Raw genomic sequence first — 20,601 nt, forward strand, 5'->3', positions numbered from 1 at the left:
TCTCCTCGATAAGGGTTGGATGGCGGTTGGCGAAAACGTTCATGTCGCGATCATGTCGTTCTTGCGGGTGGCCCAGCCGGTGACGCGCCCCTCGATGACCGAGAAGATCACGTAGAGCGCGACGCCGAGGCCGGCGAGCACGAACAGGCCGGCGAACACCAGCGGCACGTTGAAATTCGAGGACGCGGTCATCATCACGTTGCCGATGCCGCGGTTCGAGGCGACGGTTTCCGACAGTACCGCGCCAACGAAGGCGTAGGAGATCGCGACCTTCAGCGAGGCAAAGAAGAACGGCATGGTGCGGGGTAAGCCGACATTCCAGAGGATGTCGAACTTGCTGGCGCCGAGCGCTTTCAGCACGTCTTCGAGTTCCGGTTCGGTCGTCGCCAGCCCCGTCGCGATGTTGACCACGATCGGGAAGAAGCAGATCGAGAGCGCGGTCAGCACCGCCGGCACCGAGCCGGAGCCGAACCACAGCACGAAGATCGGTACCACGGCGACCTTCGGGATCGAGGAAAATCCAACGAGCAGCGGATAGGCCGTATCGTAAGCGGTTTTCGAGACGCCGATCACCGCGCCCAATACGACGCCGAGACCGACGCCAAGAACAAACCCGATCATCGTCGTCGCCAGCGTCTGCAGGATGTGCGGCCAGAGGATGGGGAATTTATCGACCAGCGTGACGAATACCTGCGAGGGACGCGGCAGCACCAGGTCGGACATGCCCGTCATCAGGCAGAACAATTCCCAGGCGACGAAGAACAGCACGATCAGTGCCGCCGACCAGGCTTTTTGGCGATAATCGAGATCGGGCATGTCAGGCTGCTCCCTGCGCTGAAGCCGTTCTGGCATCGACGATGAACGCGCGCAGTTTCTGGTTCAGCGCGACGAAATCCGGCTCGAAGGTCATCGCGACCGTGCGCGGGCGGGCGAAGTCGACCCGGCTGTCGTCGAGGATGCGGCCGGGCCGCGCGCTCATCACGCAGATGCGGCTGCCGAGAAAGGCGGCCTCGCGCAGATCATGCGTCACCAAGAGCACGGTCGGCTTGTGCGCGATCCAGAGATCCTGCAGGATCGACCACAGCTCTTCCCGCGTGAACTGGTCGAGCGCGCCGAAGGGCTCGTCGAGCAGCAGCATGCGCGGCTCGTGGATCAGCGCGCGGCAGAGATTGGCGCGCTGAAGCATGCCGCCGGAGAGTTGCCAGGGGTAGCGGTTACCGAACCCCTTGAGGCCGACCTGCTCCAAGAGCGCATTGGCCTTGTCGCGGAATTCGGTCTTGCGCAGCCTTCGGAACTGCGAGCGAAACGGCTCGACGATCTTGAGCGGCAGCATGATGTTCCGCTCAATCGACATCCACGGCAGCATGGTCGGATTCTGGAACGCCATGCCGACGCGTAACGCGCGGGCGGCGACTTCCCGGCCGCCGACGATGACGACGCCCGATGTCGGCTGAACCAGGCCGCTCACCAGCCGCAGGATCGTCGACTTGCCGCAGCCAGAGGGGCCGACCAACGCGACGAACTCGCCATCGGCGATCCGCAAGCTTGTCGTGGAGAGGGCCGGCACCGCGCGGGGTCCGCGGCCGAAGGTGACGGAGGCTTCCGACAGTTCGATTGCGATCGGAGCGGCAGAGCCCGGAACTGGCGTGTCCTGAAGTTCGGATTGTGGTTGCATGCGCATCATGGCTGGAAGTGCATGCAAGCCGGATGCCAGCCAAACTTGCCTTTGGAATCAAGGTCGCTGCGATTTGCCGCCCGATCCGGCGGATTCCTTTTGTGCAGCTCGACCCTCAAAGTGCATGCAATTGAGGCGCACAATCAGGCGGCAATTGTGATAAGAGGACCCATTCGAAGCACCCTCCAGGATTCGCCGATGGCGCCCCGCCCCGCCAGCAAGACTGCTATCCCATCCGACAAGGTCGGTGTGATCTGCCGCGCGCTGCGCCGCGCCATCATCGAGCAGGCGCTGGCGCCCGGCGCGAAATTGCCCGAGGATTCGCTCGGCGAGCGGTTCGGCGTCAGCCGCACCATTGCGCGGCATGCGCTGGGCCAATTGGCCGCGGAAGGTCTTGTCGAACTGCGTCGCAACCGGATTGCGGTGGTGGCGACGCCGAGCTGGCAGGAAGCGCGCGATGCCTTCGATATCCGGATCGAACTCGAGCGCTTGGTGGTGCGCCAGCTCGCCGGCAAGCTGACCAAGAGCCAGATTGCCGAGCTCAACGCCCATGTCGATGCCGAGGACCGCGCGCGCGACGGCTCGGATGCGGTGTCGATCCGCCTCGCGACGGAATTCCACATCCTGCTCGCCAATATGACGAACAGCCCGATCCTGGTGCGTTACGTCAGCGAGGTCGCCTATCGCTGCTGCCTGACGCTATCGCTCTACAGCCGTCCGCATTCGTCGGAATGCGCGATCAACGAGCACCGCGCGATCATCGCCGCGCTGGTCAAGGGCGACGAGGCCAAGGTGATGAGCCTGATGCACAGCCATCTGGATTCGGTGGCCAGCCGCGCGCTGGTAGCCCCCGCCCCGCCGCGCGGCCGCGATTTGCTGGATATTCTGGCGCCCTATGCCGAGGAAGGCGAAAGCGAGCGGTTGGTGAAGCTGCCGAAGGTGGTAAGGGCGAGGTAGGTCTGCCGCCCGCAGCAATCGCCGGTGGCCTCGTGGTTCGAGACGCGCGGCGTTGCCGCGCTCCTCACCGTGAGGGTCCAAGACCTCATCTTGAAAGTCTAGGACCTCATCCTGAGGAGCGCGCTTAGCGCGCGTCTCGAAGGATGAAAGCCCCGAACCTCACGCCTCAATCCCCATCTGCACCAGAATCCGCTCGGCGCTGTCGTTCCAGACGTCCATCTTCACGATCAGCCCACCCCTGACCACGAAGCGGTCGACATAGCGATTACCTTCGAACGGCGTGCCGTCGAGCCATTCGCCGTAGAGCGTGCCGATGCTGTAGACGACGGTCTCCTCGGCGCCCGGGCAGACGTCGAAACGGTCCATCTTCTTCTTGACCCAGCGATAGCGTCTCGCGTTGAAGCCGGTCGGCCCGCGGGGATGGTCGAACTCGCGGCCACCGGTGAAGGTGATGATCGTGCCCGGCTTCATGTAAGCCGCGGCCGCATCGGGATCCGGGATCATCGATGCCGTGAGATAGGCTTTGACCACCTCGGCATCGGACATTCCCTTCACTTCGGCTTTCGCAGCGACAGACATGGCGGCTTCTCCTGATGCCGGGGATACTACAGTCCGAGTGGCAAACTGCATGCACATATTTTGAACAGTTCAGCCTTCCAATTGCACACAATCTGGAGGTGCCCGATGCCCCCGCTTCCGATAGGTTGAGATCTTCTCCAGCCCGACGCCTGATGAACACGAAAACCGCCTTTGACCTGATCTTCCGCAACGCCAGGACGCGAACCTCGCCGACGCCTGTCGATATCGGCATCGCCGGAGGGCGTATCGTGGCCATCGAACCCCGGCTTGCCTGCGACGCAGTCGAGATCGAGGTCGGCCGCAGATTGGCCCTGCCCGGCTTCGTCGACACCCACATCCATCTCGACAAGGCCTGCCTGCTCGGCCGCTGCGCGCACAATCATAGCAGCGTCAGCGAAGCCATCGCCGCGGTCGCCGCGATGAAGTGCGATTTCACGGTCGAAGACGTCTATGCGCGCGGCGCGCGGGTGATCGAGCGCGCCATCGTGCATGGTACCACGCGGATGCGTACCCATGTCGAAATCGATCCGCGGATTGGCTTGCGCGGCTTTGAGGCGGTGAAAGCGCTGAAGCGCGATTATGCCTGGGCGCTCGATCTTTCGATCTGCGTGTTTCCGCAGGAGGGCCTCACCAACGATGCCGGCGCCGAGGAGCTGCTCATTGCCGCCTTGCGCGACGGCGGTGAGGTGATCGGCGGCTGCCCCTATATGGACACCGACCCAAACGCACATCTCGAAAAGATTTTCGACCTCGCGCAGCAATTCGATGTCGATATCGACCTGCACCTCGACTTCGATCTCGATCCGTCCTGGTGGCACCTCGAAGAGGTCTGCCGGCAGACCGAGCGGCGTAACTATCAGGGCCGCGTCGCGATCGGTCACGCCACCAAATTATCGGCGCTGCCGCCGGACCGGCTGAAGGCGGCAACGGCGCGACTTGCGAAATCCGGCGTCGCCGTCACCGTGCTGCCCGCGACCGATCTCTATCTGATGGGCCGCGACGCCACGCACAATGCGCCGCGCGGGCTGACCGTGGCGCACAAGCTGGTTGAAGACGGCGTTCTCTGTTCGGTCGCGACCAACAATGTGCTTAATCCCTTCACGCCGTTCGGTGACGCCTCGCTGCTGCGGATGGCGAATTTCTACGCCAATGTCGCGCAAGCAGGGATCAGCGAGTTCGACGCCTGCCTCGATCTCGTTACCGAGCTGCCGGCGCGGCTGATGAACTTGCGGGATTACGGGATCGCGCCTGGCAAGCCGGCCGATCTGGTTATTCTCGATACCGATAGCGGCACCAATGCAATCGCCGAACTGCCTGATGTGCTGATGGGGTTCAAGAATGGCCGCCAGGTGTTCGGGCGGCAGAGGCCGACGCTGTTTCCGCCACGAGCTTAGCTTTCCGCACCGTCGGTGGCTTCATCCTTCGAGACGCGGCGCGAGCGCCGCTCCTCAGGATGAGGTCTAAAATCTCGCGGGTGAAAAGAATCTTAGACCCTCATGGTGAGGAGCGCGGCGAAGCTGCGCGTCTCGAACCACGAGGCCACGGCGCGCCGGATAAGCACAATCTGCATTAACGGTCTGCGTACCCTGCGATTGACCTCCCTATCATCCCTTGTTGTTATTGACCAACGACAACGACAACCCGCGGGGCAGGAATCATGAAAAAGGCCATCCAGATAAGAAGCGTCGAAACGCTGGCCTGCGACGCCGGATGGCGGAACTATCACTTCGTCAAGATCATGACCGAGGACGGCATCGTCGGCTGGAGCGAGTACGACGAGGGTTTTGGGGCGCCCGGCGTGACGGCGGCGATCGAACGGCTTGGCGCGCGCGTCGTCGGCAAGAACGCGTTCCAGCACGAGCGGATCTACGCCGAACTGTTCGCCGCGACGCGCCCGGCCGCCGGCGGCGTGGTGGCGCTGGCGCTTGGGGCGCTCGAGAATGCGCTGCTCGACGTCAAGGCCAAGGCGCTCGGCGTGCCCTGCTACGAACTGCTCGGCGGCAAGATCCGCGACCGCATCCGGGTCTACTGGTCGCACTGCGCGACCTGGCGCATCAACCATCCCGACTGGTTCAAGCCGGCGATTACCGATCTCGACGGCGTCAAATCGATTGGCCGCGAGGTGCGCGAAAAAGGCTTTACGGCGATGAAGACCAACATCTTCGTCTACACCGACGGCAAGCCGCAAGGCTGGCGGCCGGGCTTTGGTTCGCCGTTCGAACCCGAGATCAACGTCGATCGCAAGGTGCTGCGCAATCTTTGCATGCATCTGGAGGCAATCCGCGACGGCGCCGGCCCCGATGTCGATCTGCTGCTCGACCTCAACTTCAATGCCAAGACCGAGGGCTACCTCAAGATACTGCGCGCCATCAAGGACATGGATCTGTTCTGGGTGGAGATCGACACCTTCAACCCGCAGGCGCTGGGCTACATCCGCCGCCAGAGCCCGCATCCGGTGTCGTCCTGCGAGACGCTGTTGGGCCTGCGCGAGTTCCTGCCCTATTTCAACGAACAGGCGATGGATGTCGCCATCGTCGACACGCCATGGAATGGCGTCTGGCAATCGATGAAGATCGCCGCGGCGGCCGAGCATTTCGAGGTCAACGTCGCCCCGCATAATTTCTATGGCCACCTCTGCACCATGCAGAACGCGCACTTTTCCGCCGCGGTGCCGAATTTACGCATCATGGAAACCGACATCGATCGCCTGGCGTGGGACCATGAATTGTTTACGCACGTGCCCGAGATCGTCGATGGCCATCTGGTGATGCCGGACCGTCCCGGCTGGGGCACCGAGCCCAACGAGGAAGGCCTGCGCGCCCATCCGCCGAAGAGCAAGGGTGGGCTGTTGAACTACGGGCAGAAGAGGTAGACGCGCGCTCCGCACTCGCGGTGCCGTAGGGTGGGCAAAGCGAAGCGTGCCCACCATTCCTTACGACGCGCGTAGATAGATGGTGGGCACGGCGCAAATGCGCCTTTGCCCACCCTACTTTCCGCTCACTTATCGCCCGGTGCGCCCAGAAACGCGCTCTCGACCACATCGCCGATCGGCTGCCAGGAATTGCCGTCGAACTGCACCAACCGCATCTGCTCGATCGGATGAAAGTCGGACGGCCCGGTATTGATCGCTATTCCCGGAAATGCGACCGTGCTCTGGTAGTTCCGCAAGGACGCCGCCTGCCGCATGATGTTCTCGCGCGACAGGTCGTCGCCGCACTGGGTCAACACCTGGACCAGCGTCTCGGCCGCCGCGTAGCCGAAGATGGCATTGCCGTCCTCCTTGTCACCGTCAGGATAATATTTGTCCATGAACGCGAGCCATTCCTTGATGGCGGGATCATCCTTCCAGGTGGTGTCGCTGGCATCTTTGAGGAACGAGGTGGAGATCACACCGACGGAATTCTGAAGTCCTGCCGGCCTTAGCGCGTTTGCGATCGATGCTGCCGCATTGACCAGCAACAACTGTGGATGCCAACCGAGTTCAGCCGCTCTGCGGATCGCACGCGCCGAGATCGGCGGTGCGCAGTTGAGCACGAGCACTTCAGCGCCGGAGTTCTTGAGGATGTCGACCTGGGTGTCGATCGACATATCAGCATCAATGGCGATATCCGCAACGATCATGTCGGCAGTGATGCCGAGCCCCTCCTGCAATCCCCGGAACAGATCGCGGCCGAACTGATCGTTCTGCCAGAGCACGGCGATCTTCCGGCTCGGATAGGCGGCTTGAATGTAGTTGGCGTAGATACGCCCCTCAGCCCGGAACGTCGGCTGCCAACCCATCGTCCAGGGAAACCGCTTCGGATGCGCCCACTCTTCGTCGCCGGAGGCAACGAAGAGCTGCGGTATGTTTCTCTCGTTGAGATAGCTTCGCGTCGCCAGATTGCTCGGCGTGCCGAACGACCCGAACATCAGGTGCACGCGCTCCTGTTCGACCAGCTCGCGGGTCTGCTCGACCGCCGTTCTCGGATTTGAGCTGTCATCGCGGGAGATGAACCTGATCTTGCGCCCGTTGATGCCGCCGCGCTCGTTGATCATGTCGAAATAGGCGGCCTCCGCCCTGCCGATCGAAGCGAACGCGGCCAGCGGGCCGGTGTAGGGCATGATGTTGCCGATGCGGATTTCGGTGTCGGTGACGCCGGCAGCCCGGGCCGGCTGCAGGGCGGCCAGTATCGATGCCAAGAACAATGCGAAGAAGGCTGGTGACAGCCATTTTATTCTTGTTTTCATCAACGCTGCCCTCGAACCCGAGCTGTTCAGAGCTCGTGACGCCACCCAGCGATGACGATGATAGCGCGGGAGTTCAGGTTGTTAAAATGAAATGTTGGCGGCGCGGCATTGCCACGCCAAATGGGTCGCCAGTCTTCATAAAATGAGACGTTGCGGTTCAGGCGTGTTTGATGTCCGATATATCCTCAGCAGCGGCACGAATTCGAACATCGCTGGATATCCGAGTTGCGTCTAAGCAGTGTGTGGCAAGGAGGTCGAGGCATGAGGATAACGATCGTAGCTTTGGGAACGGCCCTGGTCCTGGGTAACCTGGGCACGTTTGGTACCGCGGCGCATGCGCAGACGGCCCAAGTCGTTCGTGAACCACGGGAAAGGCCCATCATCAGGGTGCCCGTCGTAAGGCCAACTCCCTACTGGGATTACAATATCGTTCCACGATATCGTTATCGCCCTGAGGATGACCGGGTCGATCCATGCGGCGGGCCCGTAGTGCCGGTGATACGCGAGGGGCCTCAAGAGGCAACGGTTCCGTTGTGGCTGGCGAACGAGTTGGGTCTTGGCCGTATACATGGTCGAGATTGGCCGTGTAGGGGCCGCAATCGGTAATGCACCGATTTGAGCAGCAACGTAGCCCGCATGAGCGAAGCGATATGCGGGAGCTATGACCCGGATATCGCTACGCTCATCCGGGCTACGGCCTCACCGCAGCTTAATATCCAGCCAACCCAACGGATTGACCGTTACGCGGTCGCCGGTGTCGACCAGCACCGTCGTGGTTTCGGCTTCGATGATCGCGGGTCCCGTCAACGCGTGGCCAGGGCGCAGTTCGTCGAGCGCGTAGACCGGGACTTCGCGCCAGCCGCCGAAGAAGGCTTGCCGCCGGCTATGCGGCGAACAGGTGCTGGAGGATGCGGCCTCGCGTGCGCTTTCGTCTTGTCGTTGGACTTCGCCGATCGCCGCGACGCGGGCGTTGACGAAGACGACCTCCTGGCCGCGCGAGGCATAAGTGTACAGTTCCTCGTGCCTGACGTGGAAGCGGTCTTCGATCCGGTCCACCAGGTCAGGCGCGTTCCAGTCGAGTCCGTCGAGCGAGACGTCGATCTCAAAGATCTGCTCGCCGTAGCGCATTTCGGCGGAACGCTCGATCGCTATCTTGCCGTTGAACCACGAACGCAGCCGGCCGGCGGCCTGCTGCTCGAGCCCGGCAAACAGCTCGCGCACTTCATCGGCGGAGATGCGCGCGCCGGCGCCATAATGCGTGCGGCTGACTTCGTAGCGGAGGTCGCTGGTCAGCATGCCCCAGGCCGACAGCACGGACGCCACCGTCGGCACGATGATGCGCTTGATCTCGAGCTCGCGAGCGACCTCCGCCGCGTGCAGGCCCGCCGCGCCACCAAAACTCAACAGCGCGAATTTCCGGGGATCGACGCCGCGGCGCAGCGTCATCAGGCGGATGCCATCGGCCATGTTCAGATTGATCATGCGGTAGATGCCGGCGGCGGCCTCGACGCGCGACAGCTCCATCGCAGCCGCGATGCGGTCGACGGCCGCCTCCGACGCCGCGCGGTCGAGCGGGCGCTTGCCGCCCATGAAGGCTGTGGCATCGAGATAGCCGAGCACGACATTGGCGTCGGTGACGGTGGCGGCCTCGCCGCCATTGCCGTAACAGGCCGGGCCAGGTACCGAGCCCGCGCTTTCGGGCCCGACCCGCAGGGTGCGGCTGGCATCGACGCTCGCGATCGAGCCGCCGCCGGCGGCGATGCTGGCGATATCGAGGCTGCGCAGCGCGATGCGCTGGCCGGCCAGCATGCCGTCGGCGGAGAGCGAGACCTGCCCCCCAGAAATCAGCGAGATATCGGTGGAGGTGCCGCCCATGTCGAACGGCACCAGATCGGGAATGCCGAGCAAGTCAGAACAGCGCCGCCCGCCCGACATGCCGCCCGCGGGACCTGACAGCACCGTGCCCGCGGCAAGGCGCGAAGCTTCCTCGACCGGCGCCATGCCGCCATGCGACAGCACGACAAAGAGACTGCCCTTGAAGCCGGCCTCGACGAGACGCGTTTCGAGATTGGTCAGATAGCGCCGCACGATCGGCTCGACATAGGCGTTCACGATCGTGGTCGAGACGCGTTCATATTCCTTGATCTGCGGCAGCACGTCGCTGGAGCGCGAAATGCTGATATCAGGCAGCGCCTGCTTCAGCCGCTCGACGGCGGCGAGTTCGTGAACCGGGTTGAGATAGGAGTGCAGAAAGCACACCGCGACCGAGCTTGCGCCCGACTGCCTGATACCGGCAATCGCGTCGTCGAGCGACTTTGGGTCGAGCGGAACGAGGACGCTGCCGTCGGCCTTGAGCCGCTCCTTGACACCGAAACGCAAATCACGCGGCACCAGCGGCGCCGGTGGCGGTGAGCGCAGATCGTAGCGATCCGGTTTCAGCCCCTCGCGCATCTCGATGACGTCGCGATGACCTTCGGTGGTGATCAGCGCGACTTTGGCGCCCTTGCGCTCCAGCAGCGCATTGGTCGCGACCGTCGTGCCGTGCACGAGGCGATCGGTCGCCGCGAGCATGTCCGCGCGCGTAACGTTCAGCCGCCGCGCCAATTCTTCCAGCCCTGCCATCACGCCGATCGATTGATCCGCCGGGGTAGATGGTGATTTTGCAAACACGGTGCGGCCGGTCTCGTCAGTCGCCACGAGATCGGTGTAGGTCCCGCCGACGTCAACGCCTATCCTGAACATCATGAGGACGCCCGCTCCGCCGCGACTTCGGTGAGGTCCTGCTCGCGGTCGCGCCGGCGCGCCTCCGCCGTTCGCTTCGCAGGAGGCCCCCACCCGCCGCCGCCCGAAGAGCGGATTTCCAGGCAATCGCCGGGACGAAGCTCGATACCGACCTCCTTGGTACGCAACACGCGGGGCTCGCGGCCCTCGGAGAGTAGACGATAGTGATGCGGCTTGCCGTCCTCGCCGCCGAGCATGCCACACGGACCGTGTCGCGCGCCGTCGCCGGCGGTATTGCCTTTCGCAGGCTTCTCCGTCTCCAGCACCAGATCGAGCGACACGCCGAGGCCGCCGCGATGCTGGCCGTCGCCGCCGGAGCCGGGGCGGAATTCATGCGTGCGGAAGTGCAAGGGAAAGCGCACTTCGGCCACCTCCAGGCTGCCGAACTTCAGCCCGCCGACCGAATGCCACTCGCCGATCGACGACCAACCGTCGCCGCCCGACGACGCGCCGCCGCCGGGCCGCGCCTGGAACAGGTGCCAGATGAAATTCTTGCCGGTGCGCGGGTCCTCGCCCTGAATCGCGATGCGAAAGCGCCGGCTCCAGCCCGCCATTGCACGCTCCGGGCAGGATGCCGACAGGGCTTTCACGATGGCCTCGACGATTTCATTGGACGGATGGCTGGTGCACAGCGTCACCGGCCGGCCTGGATCGGCCCACACCACCGTGCCCTGTTTGGCGATCACCTTCAGCGGCCGCAGCGCGCCGGTGTTCTTGGGGATCTTGGCATCGATCAGATAGGCAAAGGCCATCGCGACCGCGGCCTGCATGTTGGCGTGCGAGGAATTCACAAAGCTGGTCGATTGCGGATCGGAATCGGAGAGATCGACTTCGACGTCACTGCCGTTCTTGGTGACCTTGGCGGCGATGCGGATATCGGTTCGGCCGTGGCCGTCGTCGTCGAGAAACGCCTCGCCGTAAAACACGCCGTCCTTCCAGGTCGAGACCACCGCGCGGGTCTGCTGCTCGGTGGCGTCGAGGATCGCCTCGACGGCGGCTTCCACCACCGGCGCGCCGAACTCGGCGAACAGTCGCGACAACCGCCGCTCGCCGAGATGCGCCGCGCCGAGCATGGCCGCGAGATCGCCGCGGAATTCTCTGGGGTTGCGAATGTTCAGCGCCAGCAGGTCAAGCAGATCGTCGCGGAGCTTGCCTGCCTCGTAGAGCTTGATCGGTGGGACACGCAGCCCTTCCTGATAGATCTCGGTGGCGGCAGGGTTATAGGCGCCATGGGTGGCGCCGCCGATGTCGCTCTGGTGCGCGCGCACGATGGTCCAGAGCAGCCGCCGCTCACCGTCGAACACCGGCACGAAGGCGGTCAAATCAGGCAGATGGCTGCCGCCGTAATAGGGATCGTTGAGCAGGATCACGTCGCCGGGCTTAACGTCCTTGAACCGTTCCTCGACCGCGAGCGTCGCCCACGGCAATGCGCCGACATGAACCGGCAGGTGATCGGCCTGCGCAATCAGCCGCCCCGCGGGGTCGCAGATCGCGAGCGAAAAATCGCGGCTGGAGTTGAGGATCTGCGAATAGGAGGTGCGAAGCATCGCCTCGCCCATCTCCTTCACGATCGAGCTGAGGCGGTGCTGGACGACGGAGCGCGTGATGAGATCGATCCTGGCGGACATGGTTACCCGTTATTATCTGGCATCTGCGCCGGAGTGTAGGATGGGTTGAGCCCTTGCGAAACCCATCACCCTTCGACCAGCATTGATGGGTATCGCTTACGTTCCACCCATCCTACGTATACCGCAAAAATATGGTGGTCCCCACGATCAAGGCGGCCGCCATGAACAGCAGCACCGCGGGCAAGCCATAGACTGCCGCAACCACGCCGGTTGCCGATTGCATCAGCGCAGCACCCAGGAAGAATGCGAGGTTGACGGCTGATAGCGCCTTGCCGGCATTCTGCGCGCCCGCCATTTGCTGCGTCATGCCGAACAGCAGCGGTTGCGTCGATATGGCGATGCCGGTCAGGACAAACAGCCCGGCGTCGACCTGCGCCGGCACGGCCTTTACGCCCAGCAGCTCGGAAAGCGGATAATGCGGCGCTCCGGCCGCCATGAGGGCGAGCAGCAGTGCGGCAAAGGAATGCGTGGCGGCCAGAACTTCGCGGCGATGGCCAATGGTGCGATCGACAATCCCCATCAGCAGCGGTCCTGCGATCAGCGCCAGCGTGAACAGGCCGAGCGCGTTGCCGGCCTCAATGCGGCCGAGCGCCTTGACTTCCATCAGCCACGGTCCGCCCCATAGTCCGCGCAACACCAGCGAGGCCGCGAGTGACACCAGCGCCAGCGCGATCAGGCCGCGCAGCGGTCGCGACAGGCCGATGCGCAGCACCTCGGCCATTTGCGATAATGGCGAGGAGTCGTCGGCATGCGCGGCCGGTTGCTTCGGCACCAGCGCGAACACAGCCACCGCCACCACCGCTCCGAAGCCGGCGGAGATCCAGAATCCGGCCCGCCATCCCCACTGTTCGACGACGAAGGCCAGCGGGCTCGACGACAGCAGCATGCCAATATTGCCGATCGATAGAATGATGCCGGACCACAGGCCGAAGCGGGCCGCCGACATCTGCTTCGCCGCCAGCGTCATCGGGCACATCAGCATGCCCGAGGTGGCGACCCCGAGCAGGAATTGGCCGAACAGAAAGCCCTCCGGCCCCGTGGCCAGACCCGACGCCAGCGCGCCGACGATGGTTCCCGCCAGCAGACCGAGCGACACCGGCCGCACGCCAAACCGATCCATCGCGGCACCGACCGGAATCTGCGAAGCAGCAAAGGCGAAATGATAGATCGAGGTCAGGCTCGCCAGCGTCTGCGAGGGCGTTTTGAAATCGGCCGCCATCACGTCGAGGCTGATGGCCGGAATGGTTCGCAGCAGCGTCGACAGCATGTGACCGCAGGCCAGCGCCAGCAGCGCAAAAATCAGGGCGCGGAAATTGACATCCGCGCCATCGGCCTTCCCGTCGTCCATGAGCCGTCTCGCCCCAAAACCGTTTCGGGGCGAGGTAGCATCAATATGTTGAGAACGCGAATCCGCCCGCTATCAGCTCCTGTGGAACACCAGCGTTCGCAGTTCGATGCTCTCGCGCGGCGGCGCATCGGCCGGCGTGGTCGGATCGATGAAGGCGGTATGCGGCCCGAACCTTGTGCGGCCGTCGGTTGCGGAGTCGTAGCACTTCAACAGCAACGCCTCGTCGGTCCGCATTTCCGGAATGTAGTACCAGCGATGGTTCGGATTGTATTTTACCGAATAGGTTTCACCGCTGCGGTTCGGATAGATCAGGTCGGATGCGACGAGATCGCCCGGCTCCACCGTCTGGCCATCGCACATCGCCAGCGGCGCATCCAGCACGGGCCCCCGGATCGGCCGCCAGACGTTGATGACCTGCACGCGACCCTTCAGAAGCTCGTCAGCCTCATCCGGCAGATGTTCGCGCACGCGGTTGGCGCCTGATTTATCGGTCTGGTCGACATGGACGCGGGTGGCCGGCTGGCGTGGGCCAGCGCCCCTGATATCGGCGGCGCCCTCCACGCGCTTGCGTACGGTGTGGTCGAAGATGAAGACGCGGTCGGCCTTGAGCGTCGCCTTCAGGAAGGCTTCCACGGCGGGATAGTAGACGTTCTTCACTTCCTTATCGTCGTAGAAATTCCTGACGATGGTGGGATGGCGGACCAGCGCAAAACCTTCGCGGTCGAGCGAAAGGTTTGCCGCGATCAGGCGCGCGTCGAAGATCGGGACGTTGTGCGGTTCGGGCAGCGCGGTGGATTTGGCTTCGCCCGGCGGCGGATCGAAAGCGTAGGTGCGGGGCTTTCCCGGCGTCGGCGCGAGATAGTTCAGCTCGGCGGTGACGAAGGGAAGCGATTCGATTTTTGCTTGCTGCAGGCCCATGGTGGTCTCCTGGACTCCATTGTTTGTTCCATTTGATGTCGGAGTGACCGCCGGGCCTCACAAGACGATTTTGAAAATAGCAACGATGCCGTTCCCAGCGGCCCAGGAGGGAGAAAATCCTTGTCCAAAGCGGTTCCGGCAACGGATGGTATTTCCGGCGTTCACGGGCGCGTCATCGGCCGCGAGCGGCGCGTGCCCCAACGCGCAGCGGACCTCGAAGGGCACGCCGCTGCGGCGCATCGGCACGGCGGAGGAATTTGCCAACCTCGCCTGCTTCCTTGCTTCCGATCAGGGATCGTCATCACCGGGCACGGCGATCAATGTCGACGATGGGCGCTCGCCGGTGGTGTGAGGGGCATATGGTGCAGCACACTCAGGTCACCTCGCCCCGTCTGCGGGGAGAGGTCGAAATTCAAGCGCAGTTTGAATTTCGGGTGAGGGAGACTCTCCGCGAGCACCTCTACTAGAGCGGTCGCGGAGGCAGCCCCTCACCCCAACCCTCTCCCCGCGAGAGCGGGGCGAGGGAGATTCAAGATTAAACGGCGTCCTTGGCGGCCTTGACCGGGCGGGCCCGGACGATCTTGCGGGCCGGCTTGGCCTTGAACATCATTTCCTCGCCCGTGAAGGGGTTGGTGCCCTTCCGAGCCTTGGTCGCCGGCTTCTTGACCACGACGAACTTCGCGAAGCCAGGAACGAGGAATAACCCGTTCTTCTTGAGCTCCTTGTGACCGACGTCAACGAGCGTGTCCATCACGTTCTTGACCTCTTTCTTCGAAAGTTCGGTGGTGGTCGCGATCTTCTCGATGAGCTGCGACTTAGACATTTGGGTGGCCATGGTTGCTCCATTGATTCTGGCACAGGCGACGATATGTCGGAAACCGCCTAAAAAACAGGGTTTCCGACATTCTGCACAACTATCTCGCTAGTCGAGTTGTAGTGATTCGTCCAATTTTTCCGGGGTTTTTTGGCATTGGAAGCCGTCCGGAGCCTATTTTTAGGGGGATTCAACGAACCCAAACGCCCCATTTCCGGACAATCCCGGGCTGCTCTCCAGTCCCTGTCTCTATCGGGGCGAGCCGCGATTTGCCTTCTGACAGGGCAAAATGCGCAGCTCGATCGGCCAGCAAGCACGTTGTTTTCTGGAAGGATTTTCCGCTCTGCGCGTTGATTTGAAAATGACTCGCGTTGGCCTTCCATCGTAACATCGCCGTTAAGGCGGACGCGTGTGAACGGTCTGCCATCAATATCGTGTTCGGAGACTTCGCATGGATTTGACGCGCCTTGAGATCAATCGTCGCACCGCGCTGCTGACGTCGGCGGCCATCGCGGCCAACGTGATCAATCCGATGCGGGCCTTTGCGCAGGAGACGCCGCGCAAGGGCGGCGTATTCAACGTCCATTACGGCGCCGAGCAGCGCCAGCTCAATCCGAGCATTCAGGCTTCCACCGGCGTCTATATCATCAGCGGCAAGATCCAGGAAAACCTCGTCGATCTCGACGCCACCGGCCAGCCGGTCGGCGTGCTCGCCGAAAGCTGGGAAGCCTCGCCCGACGGCAAGACGGTGACGTTCAAGCTGCGCAAGGGCATCACCTGGCACGACCGCAAGCCGTTCACCTCGGCCGACGTCGAATTCACCGCCATGAACATGTGGAAGAAGATCCTCAATTACGGATCGACGCTGCAGCTCTTCCTCACCGCTGTCGAAACGCCTGATGCGCAGACCGCGATCTTCAAATACGAGCGACCGATGCCGCTGAACCTGCTGCTCCGCGCCCTGCCCGACCTCGGCTACGTCTCCGCCAAACACCTCTATGAGAGCGGCGACATCCGGCAGAATCCGACCAACCTCGCGCCGGTCGGCACCGGGCCGTTCAAGTTCGTCAAATATGAGCGCGGACAATATGTCATCGCCGACCGCAACGAAAACTACTGGCGTCCGAACGCGCCCTATCTCGATCGCATCGTCTGGCGCGTGATCACCGACCGCTCCGCGGCCGCCGCGCAGATGGAGGCCGGCGAGTTGCACTACTCGCCGTTCTCGGGGCTAACGCTCTCCGACCTGGCGCGGCTTTCCAAGGACAAGCGCTTCATCGTCTCCACCAAGGGCAATGAAGGCAACGCGCGGACCAATACGCTGGAATTCAACTTCCGCCGCAAGGAACTGTCCGACATCCGCGTTCGCCGTGCGATCGCGCATGCGATCAACGTGCCGTTCTTCATCGAGAATTTTCTCGGCGATTTCGCCAAGCTCGGCACCGGGCCGATCCCCTCGACCTCGACCGATTTCTATCCGGGCCCGAACACGCCGCAATACCCGTACGACAAGGCCAAGGCCGCCGCGCTGCTGAATGAAGCCGGCTTCAAGCCGGGCACCGGCGGCACGCGCTTCACGCTAAGACTGTTGCCCGCGCCGTGGGGCGAGGACATCTCGCTGTGGTCGACCTTCATCCAGCAATCGCTCGGCGAGATCGGCATCCCCGTCGAGATCGTGCGTAACGACGGCGGCGGCTTCCTCAAGCAGGTCTATGACGAGCACGCCTTCGATCTCGCCACCGGCTGGCACCAATACCGCAACGATCCCGCGGTCTCGACCACGGTCTGGTACCGTTCCGGCCAGCCGAAGGGCGCGCCCTGGACCAACCAGTGGGGCTGGGAAGACAAGAATGTCGACAAGACGATCGACGATGCCGCAACCGAAGTCGATCCGGCCAAGCGCAAGGCGCTCTATGCCCAGTTCGTCAAGGAAGTGAACACGGAGCTGCCGGTCTGGATGCCGATCGAGCAGATTTTCGTCACCACGATTACGGCGAAGGCACGCAACCATTCCAATACCCCGCGCTGGGGATCGACGAGCTGGCACGATCTTTGGCTTTCGGCTTGAGCCGATATCCGCCAAGATAGGTCTATGCGCATCCTCAGCCTGGCGGGGCGGCGGCTTGCCGCCTCGATCCCCACCCTCGTTCTGATCCTGATCGGCGTGTTCCTGCTGCTGCAGTTCGCACCGGGCGACACCGTGGACGCCATGATGGCGCAGATGGGCGGCGGCGATGCCGCGACCGCCAAGGAATTGCGCAAATTCTATGGGCTCGACCTCTCGATCCCGGCCCAGCTCGGCAATTATCTCTGGCGGCTGGTGCGGCTCGACCTCGGCTTTTCCTCGATCTATGGCAAGCCGGTGGCCTCGGTCATCCTGGAACGGCTGCCGCCGACGATCCTTTTAATGACCGCGTCGCTGTCCTTTGCGTTCTTTTTCGGGCTCGTGTTCGGCGTGATCGCCGCGCGCGGCGTCAACCGCTGGCCGGATACGCTGATCTCCACGCTTGGCCTGATCTTCTACGCCACGCCCTCGTTCTGGTTCGGCCTGATGGCCATTGTTGTGTTTTCGGTCTATCTGCAATGGCTGCCGCCCGGCGGTTTTGAGGACATCGGAACGGTCCGGACCGGCATCTGGCGAGCCCTGGATATCGCAAGCCACCTGGTGCTGCCGACGCTGACGCTCGGGCTGATCTTCCTGGCGATCTATTTGCGCATCATGCGCGCCTCGATGCTGGAAGTGCTGAACCTCGACTATGTCCGCACCGCGCGCGCAAAGGGCCTCGACGAGACGCGGGTGGTGACGCGGCACGTGCTGCGCAATGCGCTGTTGCCGATGGTGACGCTGATTGGCTTGCAGGCCGGCACCATGCTGGGCGGATCGGTGGTGGTCGAAAGCGTATTCTCGCTGCCGGGGCTCGGGCGGCTTGCCTATGAATCGGTGGTGCAGCGCGACCTCAATACCTTGCTTGGCATCGTCTTCGTCTCCGCGCTGCTCGTCATCACCGTGAACTTTGTCGTCGACCTCATCTATGCGCGGCTCGACCCGCGCATCACGGCAGAGGGCTGACGCCATGGACGCGGTCAAGCGCTACTTCCGAAGTCCCGCCGCGGTCGCGGGCCTGATCCTGCTTTTGATCGTGATCGCGATGGCGATCTCGGCCGGCTGGTTCTATCCGCGCGATCCGCTGGCGCTCGCCGGCCGGCCGCTGGTCTGGCCGTTCTCCAATCCGCGTTTCCTGCTCGGCACCGACAATTCAGGACGCGATATCGCCGCGCAGATCTTCTACGGCGCGCGGATATCGCTTTTGATCGGCGGTGTCGCAACCGCAATCGCGATCCTGATCGGCATCCTGGTTGGCGCCTTCGCCGGTTACTACGGCGGCTGGGTCGACAATGTCCTGATGCGGATCACCGAAGCGTTCCAGACGCTGCCGAATTTCGTGCTGCTCCTGGTGCTGGTCGCCGTATTCGGCTCGACCTTGACGACGGTCACCATCGCCGTCGGCGTGGTGTCGTGGCCGGCGCCGGCGCGGCTGACCCGCGCGGAATTTTTGTCGCTGCGCAACCGCGAATTCGTGCAGGCCGGGCGGACACTCGGCATGAGGAATATCCAGCTCATTTTCGGCGAGATTCTGCCCAATGCGCTGCCGCCGGTCATCGTCTATGCCAGCGTGGTGATGGCGGTCGCGATCCTGCTCGAAAGCGCGCTCGCTTTCCTGCGGCTGTCGGACCCGAACGTGGCGTCCTGGGGCAATTTGATCGGCCTCGGCCGCGATGTGCTCCGCGTGCAGTGGTACGTCTCGGCAATCCCCGGCATCGCCATCCTCGTTACCGTCCTCGCCGTGTCGCTGGTCGGCCAGGGCCTCAACGATGCGCTCAATCCGAGGCTGAAGGGCCGATGAGCGAGCACGAGACCATCCTCTCGCTCGACGATCTGAGCGTCCGCCTGCCCCGCGGCGCCGACCGCGCGCATGCGCTATCGGGCGTGTCACTCGACATCGCTTCCGACGAGATCCTCTGCGTGGTCGGCGAATCCGGCTCCGGCAAGTCGATGATGGCCAATGCGATCATGCGGCTGTTGCCCAATGAGGTGACGATCGACGGCGGCCGGGTGATGTTCGAGGGTCGTGATCTCTGCAAAGCGTCGATCGCGGAGATGCGCGAGGTCCGCGGCGCCGGCATTGCGATGATTTTCCAGGAGCCGATGACGGCGCTCAATCCGCTGCGCACCATTGGCGACCAGATCGCCGAGATGTTCTCGATCCATACCGAACTGTCGAAGGCGGAGATCGGCGCGAAAGTGCTGGCGCTGCTCGCCGACGTCCGCATTCCCGATCCGAAGCTGGCGGCAAAGGCCTATCCGCATGAGCTATCCGGCGGGCAGCGCCAACGGGCCATGATCGCGATGGCGCTGGCGCTCGATCCGAAACTCCTGATTGCCGACGAGCCGACGACGGCGCTCGACGTCACGACGCAAGCGCAGATATTGAAACTGATCCGCGACCTGCAGCAGCGCCGCAGGACGGCGGTCATGTTCATCACCCATGATTTCGGCGTGGTCGCCGAGATTGCCGACCGCGTCGTAGTGATGCAGCACGGCGTCATCGTCGAACACGGCACGGCTTCCGACGTGCTGCACCATCCACAGCACGCCTATACCAAGCAGCTCATTGCCGCGGTGCCACCACTGAACGCGCCTCCTCCGCGCGCGCTCGCCTCTGACAACATCCTGACGATCACCGATGTCTCGAAGACCTATCGCACCGGCGGTTTTCTCGGGCGCGGCGCGCGGGTGACGGCGGCCGTGAAGAATGTCTCGCTCAACCTCCCGCGGGGCGCAACGCTTGGCATTGTCGGCGAGTCCGGTTCGGGCAAATCGACGCTGGCGCGCTGCATCGTGCGGCTGATCGATCCCGATACCGGATCGATCGTGCTCGACGGCAGCGACTGGGCGAAAATGCCGCGTGAAGAGGTCCGCCGCGAGACGCGGCATATCCAGATGGTGTTTCAGGACCCGTTCGCCTCGCTCAATCCGCGCCGCAAGGCGGCTGAACTGGTGGCGCAGGGGCCAATCGTGCACGGCACGCCGCGCGCCAAGGCGATTGCGGATGCGAGAGAGCTGTTCGCGCTGGTCGGGCTGGATCCTTCCGCCGGCGACCGCTATCCGCACGAATTCTCCGGCGGTCAGCGCCAGCGCATCGGTCTCGCCCGTGCCTTGGCGCTGAATCCGGACGTGCTGGTGGCGGACGAGCCGGTATCGGCGCTCGATGTTTCCGTGCAGGCGCAGGTGTTAAAGCTGCTCGCCGAATTGCGGACGCGGCTCGGGCTTTCGATCGTCTTCATCACGCATGATCTGCGCGTGGCGGCGCAAATCTGCGACCTCGTCGCGGTGATGAAGGATGGCGAGGTGGTGGAGCACGGACGCGCGGCCGAGGTGTTTGGCAACCCGCAGCATCCGTATACGCGCGCGCTGCTCGATTCCATCCCGGGCGGGGAATTCGCGAGGGAGCACGACACGACAGCAGTGTAGCGCTCGCGGGCGGTGTAGCCTCTCCCTCTCCCCGCTCTTCGCGGGGAGAGGGTTGGGGTGAGGGGCTGCTTCCACGCACTCCAACTCTCATTCGGATTCGCCGAGAGAGCCCCTCACCCCGACCCTCTCCCCGTGAAGAAC

17 protein-coding genes are annotated in these 20,601 nt (G+C 63.5%); 8 read left to right on the forward strand and 9 right to left on the reverse strand.

What is annotated here, in order from left to right; genetic code table 11:
• Positions 1 to 39: 39 nt before the first annotated feature.
• Positions 40 to 816 carry an ABC transporter permease gene (locus YUO_RS0111655; protein ID WP_028347418.1) on the reverse strand — a complete coding sequence of 259 codons (777 nt, stop codon included), beginning with the start codon at positions 814 to 816 and terminating at the stop codon, positions 40 to 42.
• Position 817: 1 nt separating this feature from the next.
• On the reverse strand, positions 818 to 1,675 hold the full coding sequence (locus tag YUO_RS0111660; protein WP_235782688.1) for an ABC transporter ATP-binding protein: 858 nt from the start codon (positions 1,673 to 1,675) through the stop codon (positions 818 to 820).
• A 198-nt stretch (positions 1,676 to 1,873) separates the two neighbouring features.
• Between YUO_RS0111660 and YUO_RS0111665 the strand changes: the two genes are divergently transcribed.
• Positions 1,874 to 2,632: a GntR family transcriptional regulator gene (locus tag YUO_RS0111665; protein ID WP_028347420.1), complete on the forward strand. Its 759-nt coding sequence runs from the start codon at positions 1,874 to 1,876 to the stop codon at positions 2,630 to 2,632.
• A 159-nt stretch (positions 2,633 to 2,791) separates the two neighbouring features.
• Here the strand turns inward: YUO_RS0111665 and YUO_RS0111670 are convergent, their stop codons facing one another.
• A complete protein-coding gene (locus YUO_RS0111670) occupies positions 2,792 to 3,211 on the reverse strand; it encodes a nuclear transport factor 2-like protein (protein ID WP_028347421.1) in 420 nt (139 codons plus the stop codon).
• 152 nt (positions 3,212 to 3,363) lie between these two features.
• Between YUO_RS0111670 and YUO_RS0111675 the strand changes: the two genes are divergently transcribed.
• Positions 3,364 to 4,605 carry an amidohydrolase family protein gene (locus YUO_RS0111675; protein WP_028347422.1) on the forward strand — a complete coding sequence of 414 codons (1,242 nt, stop codon included), beginning with the start codon at positions 3,364 to 3,366 and terminating at the stop codon, positions 4,603 to 4,605.
• A 263-nt stretch (positions 4,606 to 4,868) separates the two neighbouring features.
• A complete protein-coding gene (locus tag YUO_RS0111685) occupies positions 4,869 to 6,083 on the forward strand; it encodes a mandelate racemase/muconate lactonizing enzyme family protein (protein ID WP_028347423.1) in 1,215 nt (404 codons plus the stop codon).
• Between the two features lie 125 nt (positions 6,084 to 6,208).
• Here YUO_RS0111685 and YUO_RS0111690 read toward each other — a convergent pair whose 3' ends face one another.
• From YUO_RS0111690 to YUO_RS0111715, 5 genes are all read right to left on the reverse strand, one after another.
• Positions 6,209 to 7,438, reverse strand: a complete 1,230-nt coding sequence (locus YUO_RS0111690; RefSeq protein ID WP_051379384.1) for an ABC transporter substrate-binding protein — start codon at positions 7,436 to 7,438, stop codon at positions 6,209 to 6,211.
• A gap of 699 nt (positions 7,439 to 8,137) precedes the next feature.
• Positions 8,138 to 10,183, reverse strand: coding sequence for a hydantoinase/oxoprolinase family protein (locus YUO_RS0111700; protein WP_235782689.1), 2,046 nt, complete (start codon positions 10,181 to 10,183; stop codon positions 8,138 to 8,140).
• On the reverse strand, positions 10,180 to 11,847 hold the full coding sequence (locus tag YUO_RS0111705; protein WP_028347427.1) for a hydantoinase B/oxoprolinase family protein: 1,668 nt from the start codon (positions 11,845 to 11,847) through the stop codon (positions 10,180 to 10,182). Before YUO_RS0111705 ends, YUO_RS0111700 begins: the two co-directional genes overlap by 4 nt.
• 112 nt (positions 11,848 to 11,959) lie before the next feature.
• Positions 11,960 to 13,195 carry an MFS transporter gene (locus tag YUO_RS0111710; RefSeq protein ID WP_028347428.1) on the reverse strand — a complete coding sequence of 412 codons (1,236 nt, stop codon included), beginning with the start codon at positions 13,193 to 13,195 and terminating at the stop codon, positions 11,960 to 11,962.
• 72 nt (positions 13,196 to 13,267) lie between these two features.
• Positions 13,268 to 14,113 carry a CmcJ/NvfI family oxidoreductase gene (locus YUO_RS0111715; RefSeq protein WP_028347429.1) on the reverse strand — a complete coding sequence of 282 codons (846 nt, stop codon included), beginning with the start codon at positions 14,111 to 14,113 and terminating at the stop codon, positions 13,268 to 13,270.
• Positions 14,114 to 14,258: 145 nt separating this feature from the next.
• Here YUO_RS0111715 and YUO_RS47140 point away from each other — a divergent pair, with 145 nt between their 5' ends.
• A complete protein-coding gene (locus YUO_RS47140; RefSeq protein ID WP_028347430.1) occupies positions 14,259 to 14,465 on the forward strand; it encodes an SDR family oxidoreductase in 207 nt (68 codons plus the stop codon).
• A 183-nt stretch (positions 14,466 to 14,648) separates the two neighbouring features.
• Here the strand turns inward: YUO_RS47140 and YUO_RS0111725 are convergent, their stop codons facing one another.
• Positions 14,649 to 14,948 carry an HU family DNA-binding protein gene (locus YUO_RS0111725; protein ID WP_028347431.1) on the reverse strand — a complete coding sequence of 100 codons (300 nt, stop codon included), beginning with the start codon at positions 14,946 to 14,948 and terminating at the stop codon, positions 14,649 to 14,651.
• 430 nt (positions 14,949 to 15,378) lie between these two features.
• Here YUO_RS0111725 and YUO_RS0111730 point away from each other — a divergent pair, with 430 nt between their 5' ends.
• From YUO_RS0111730 to YUO_RS0111745, 4 genes are read left to right on the forward strand one after another with little or no spacing between them, the layout of a single operon-like run.
• The gene (locus YUO_RS0111730; protein ID WP_028347432.1) at positions 15,379 to 16,995 is read left to right on the forward strand and encodes an ABC transporter substrate-binding protein; all 1,617 of its coding nucleotides are present in this window, start codon (positions 15,379 to 15,381) and stop codon (positions 16,993 to 16,995) included.
• Positions 16,996 to 17,019: 24 nt separating this feature from the next.
• Entirely contained in the window at positions 17,020 to 17,997 is a 978-nt protein-coding gene (locus YUO_RS0111735; protein WP_028347433.1) for an ABC transporter permease, read from the forward strand.
• Positions 17,998 to 18,001: 4 nt separating this feature from the next.
• Positions 18,002 to 18,832 (forward strand): ABC transporter permease, encoded by an 831-nt coding sequence (locus tag YUO_RS0111740; RefSeq protein WP_028347434.1) that lies wholly within the window; start codon positions 18,002 to 18,004, stop codon positions 18,830 to 18,832.
• Complete coding sequence (locus tag YUO_RS0111745) at positions 18,829 to 20,460, forward strand: ABC transporter ATP-binding protein (protein ID WP_028347435.1); 1,632 nt, start codon at positions 18,829 to 18,831, stop codon at positions 20,458 to 20,460. Before YUO_RS0111740 ends, YUO_RS0111745 begins: the two co-directional genes overlap by 4 nt.
• Positions 20,461 to 20,601: the final 141 nt, after the last annotated feature.

The sequence above is a fragment of the Bradyrhizobium murdochi genome (genome assembly GCF_000472965.1).
In the GTDB taxonomy this organism is placed as follows: Bacteria; Pseudomonadota; Alphaproteobacteria; order Rhizobiales; family Xanthobacteraceae; genus Bradyrhizobium; species Bradyrhizobium murdochi.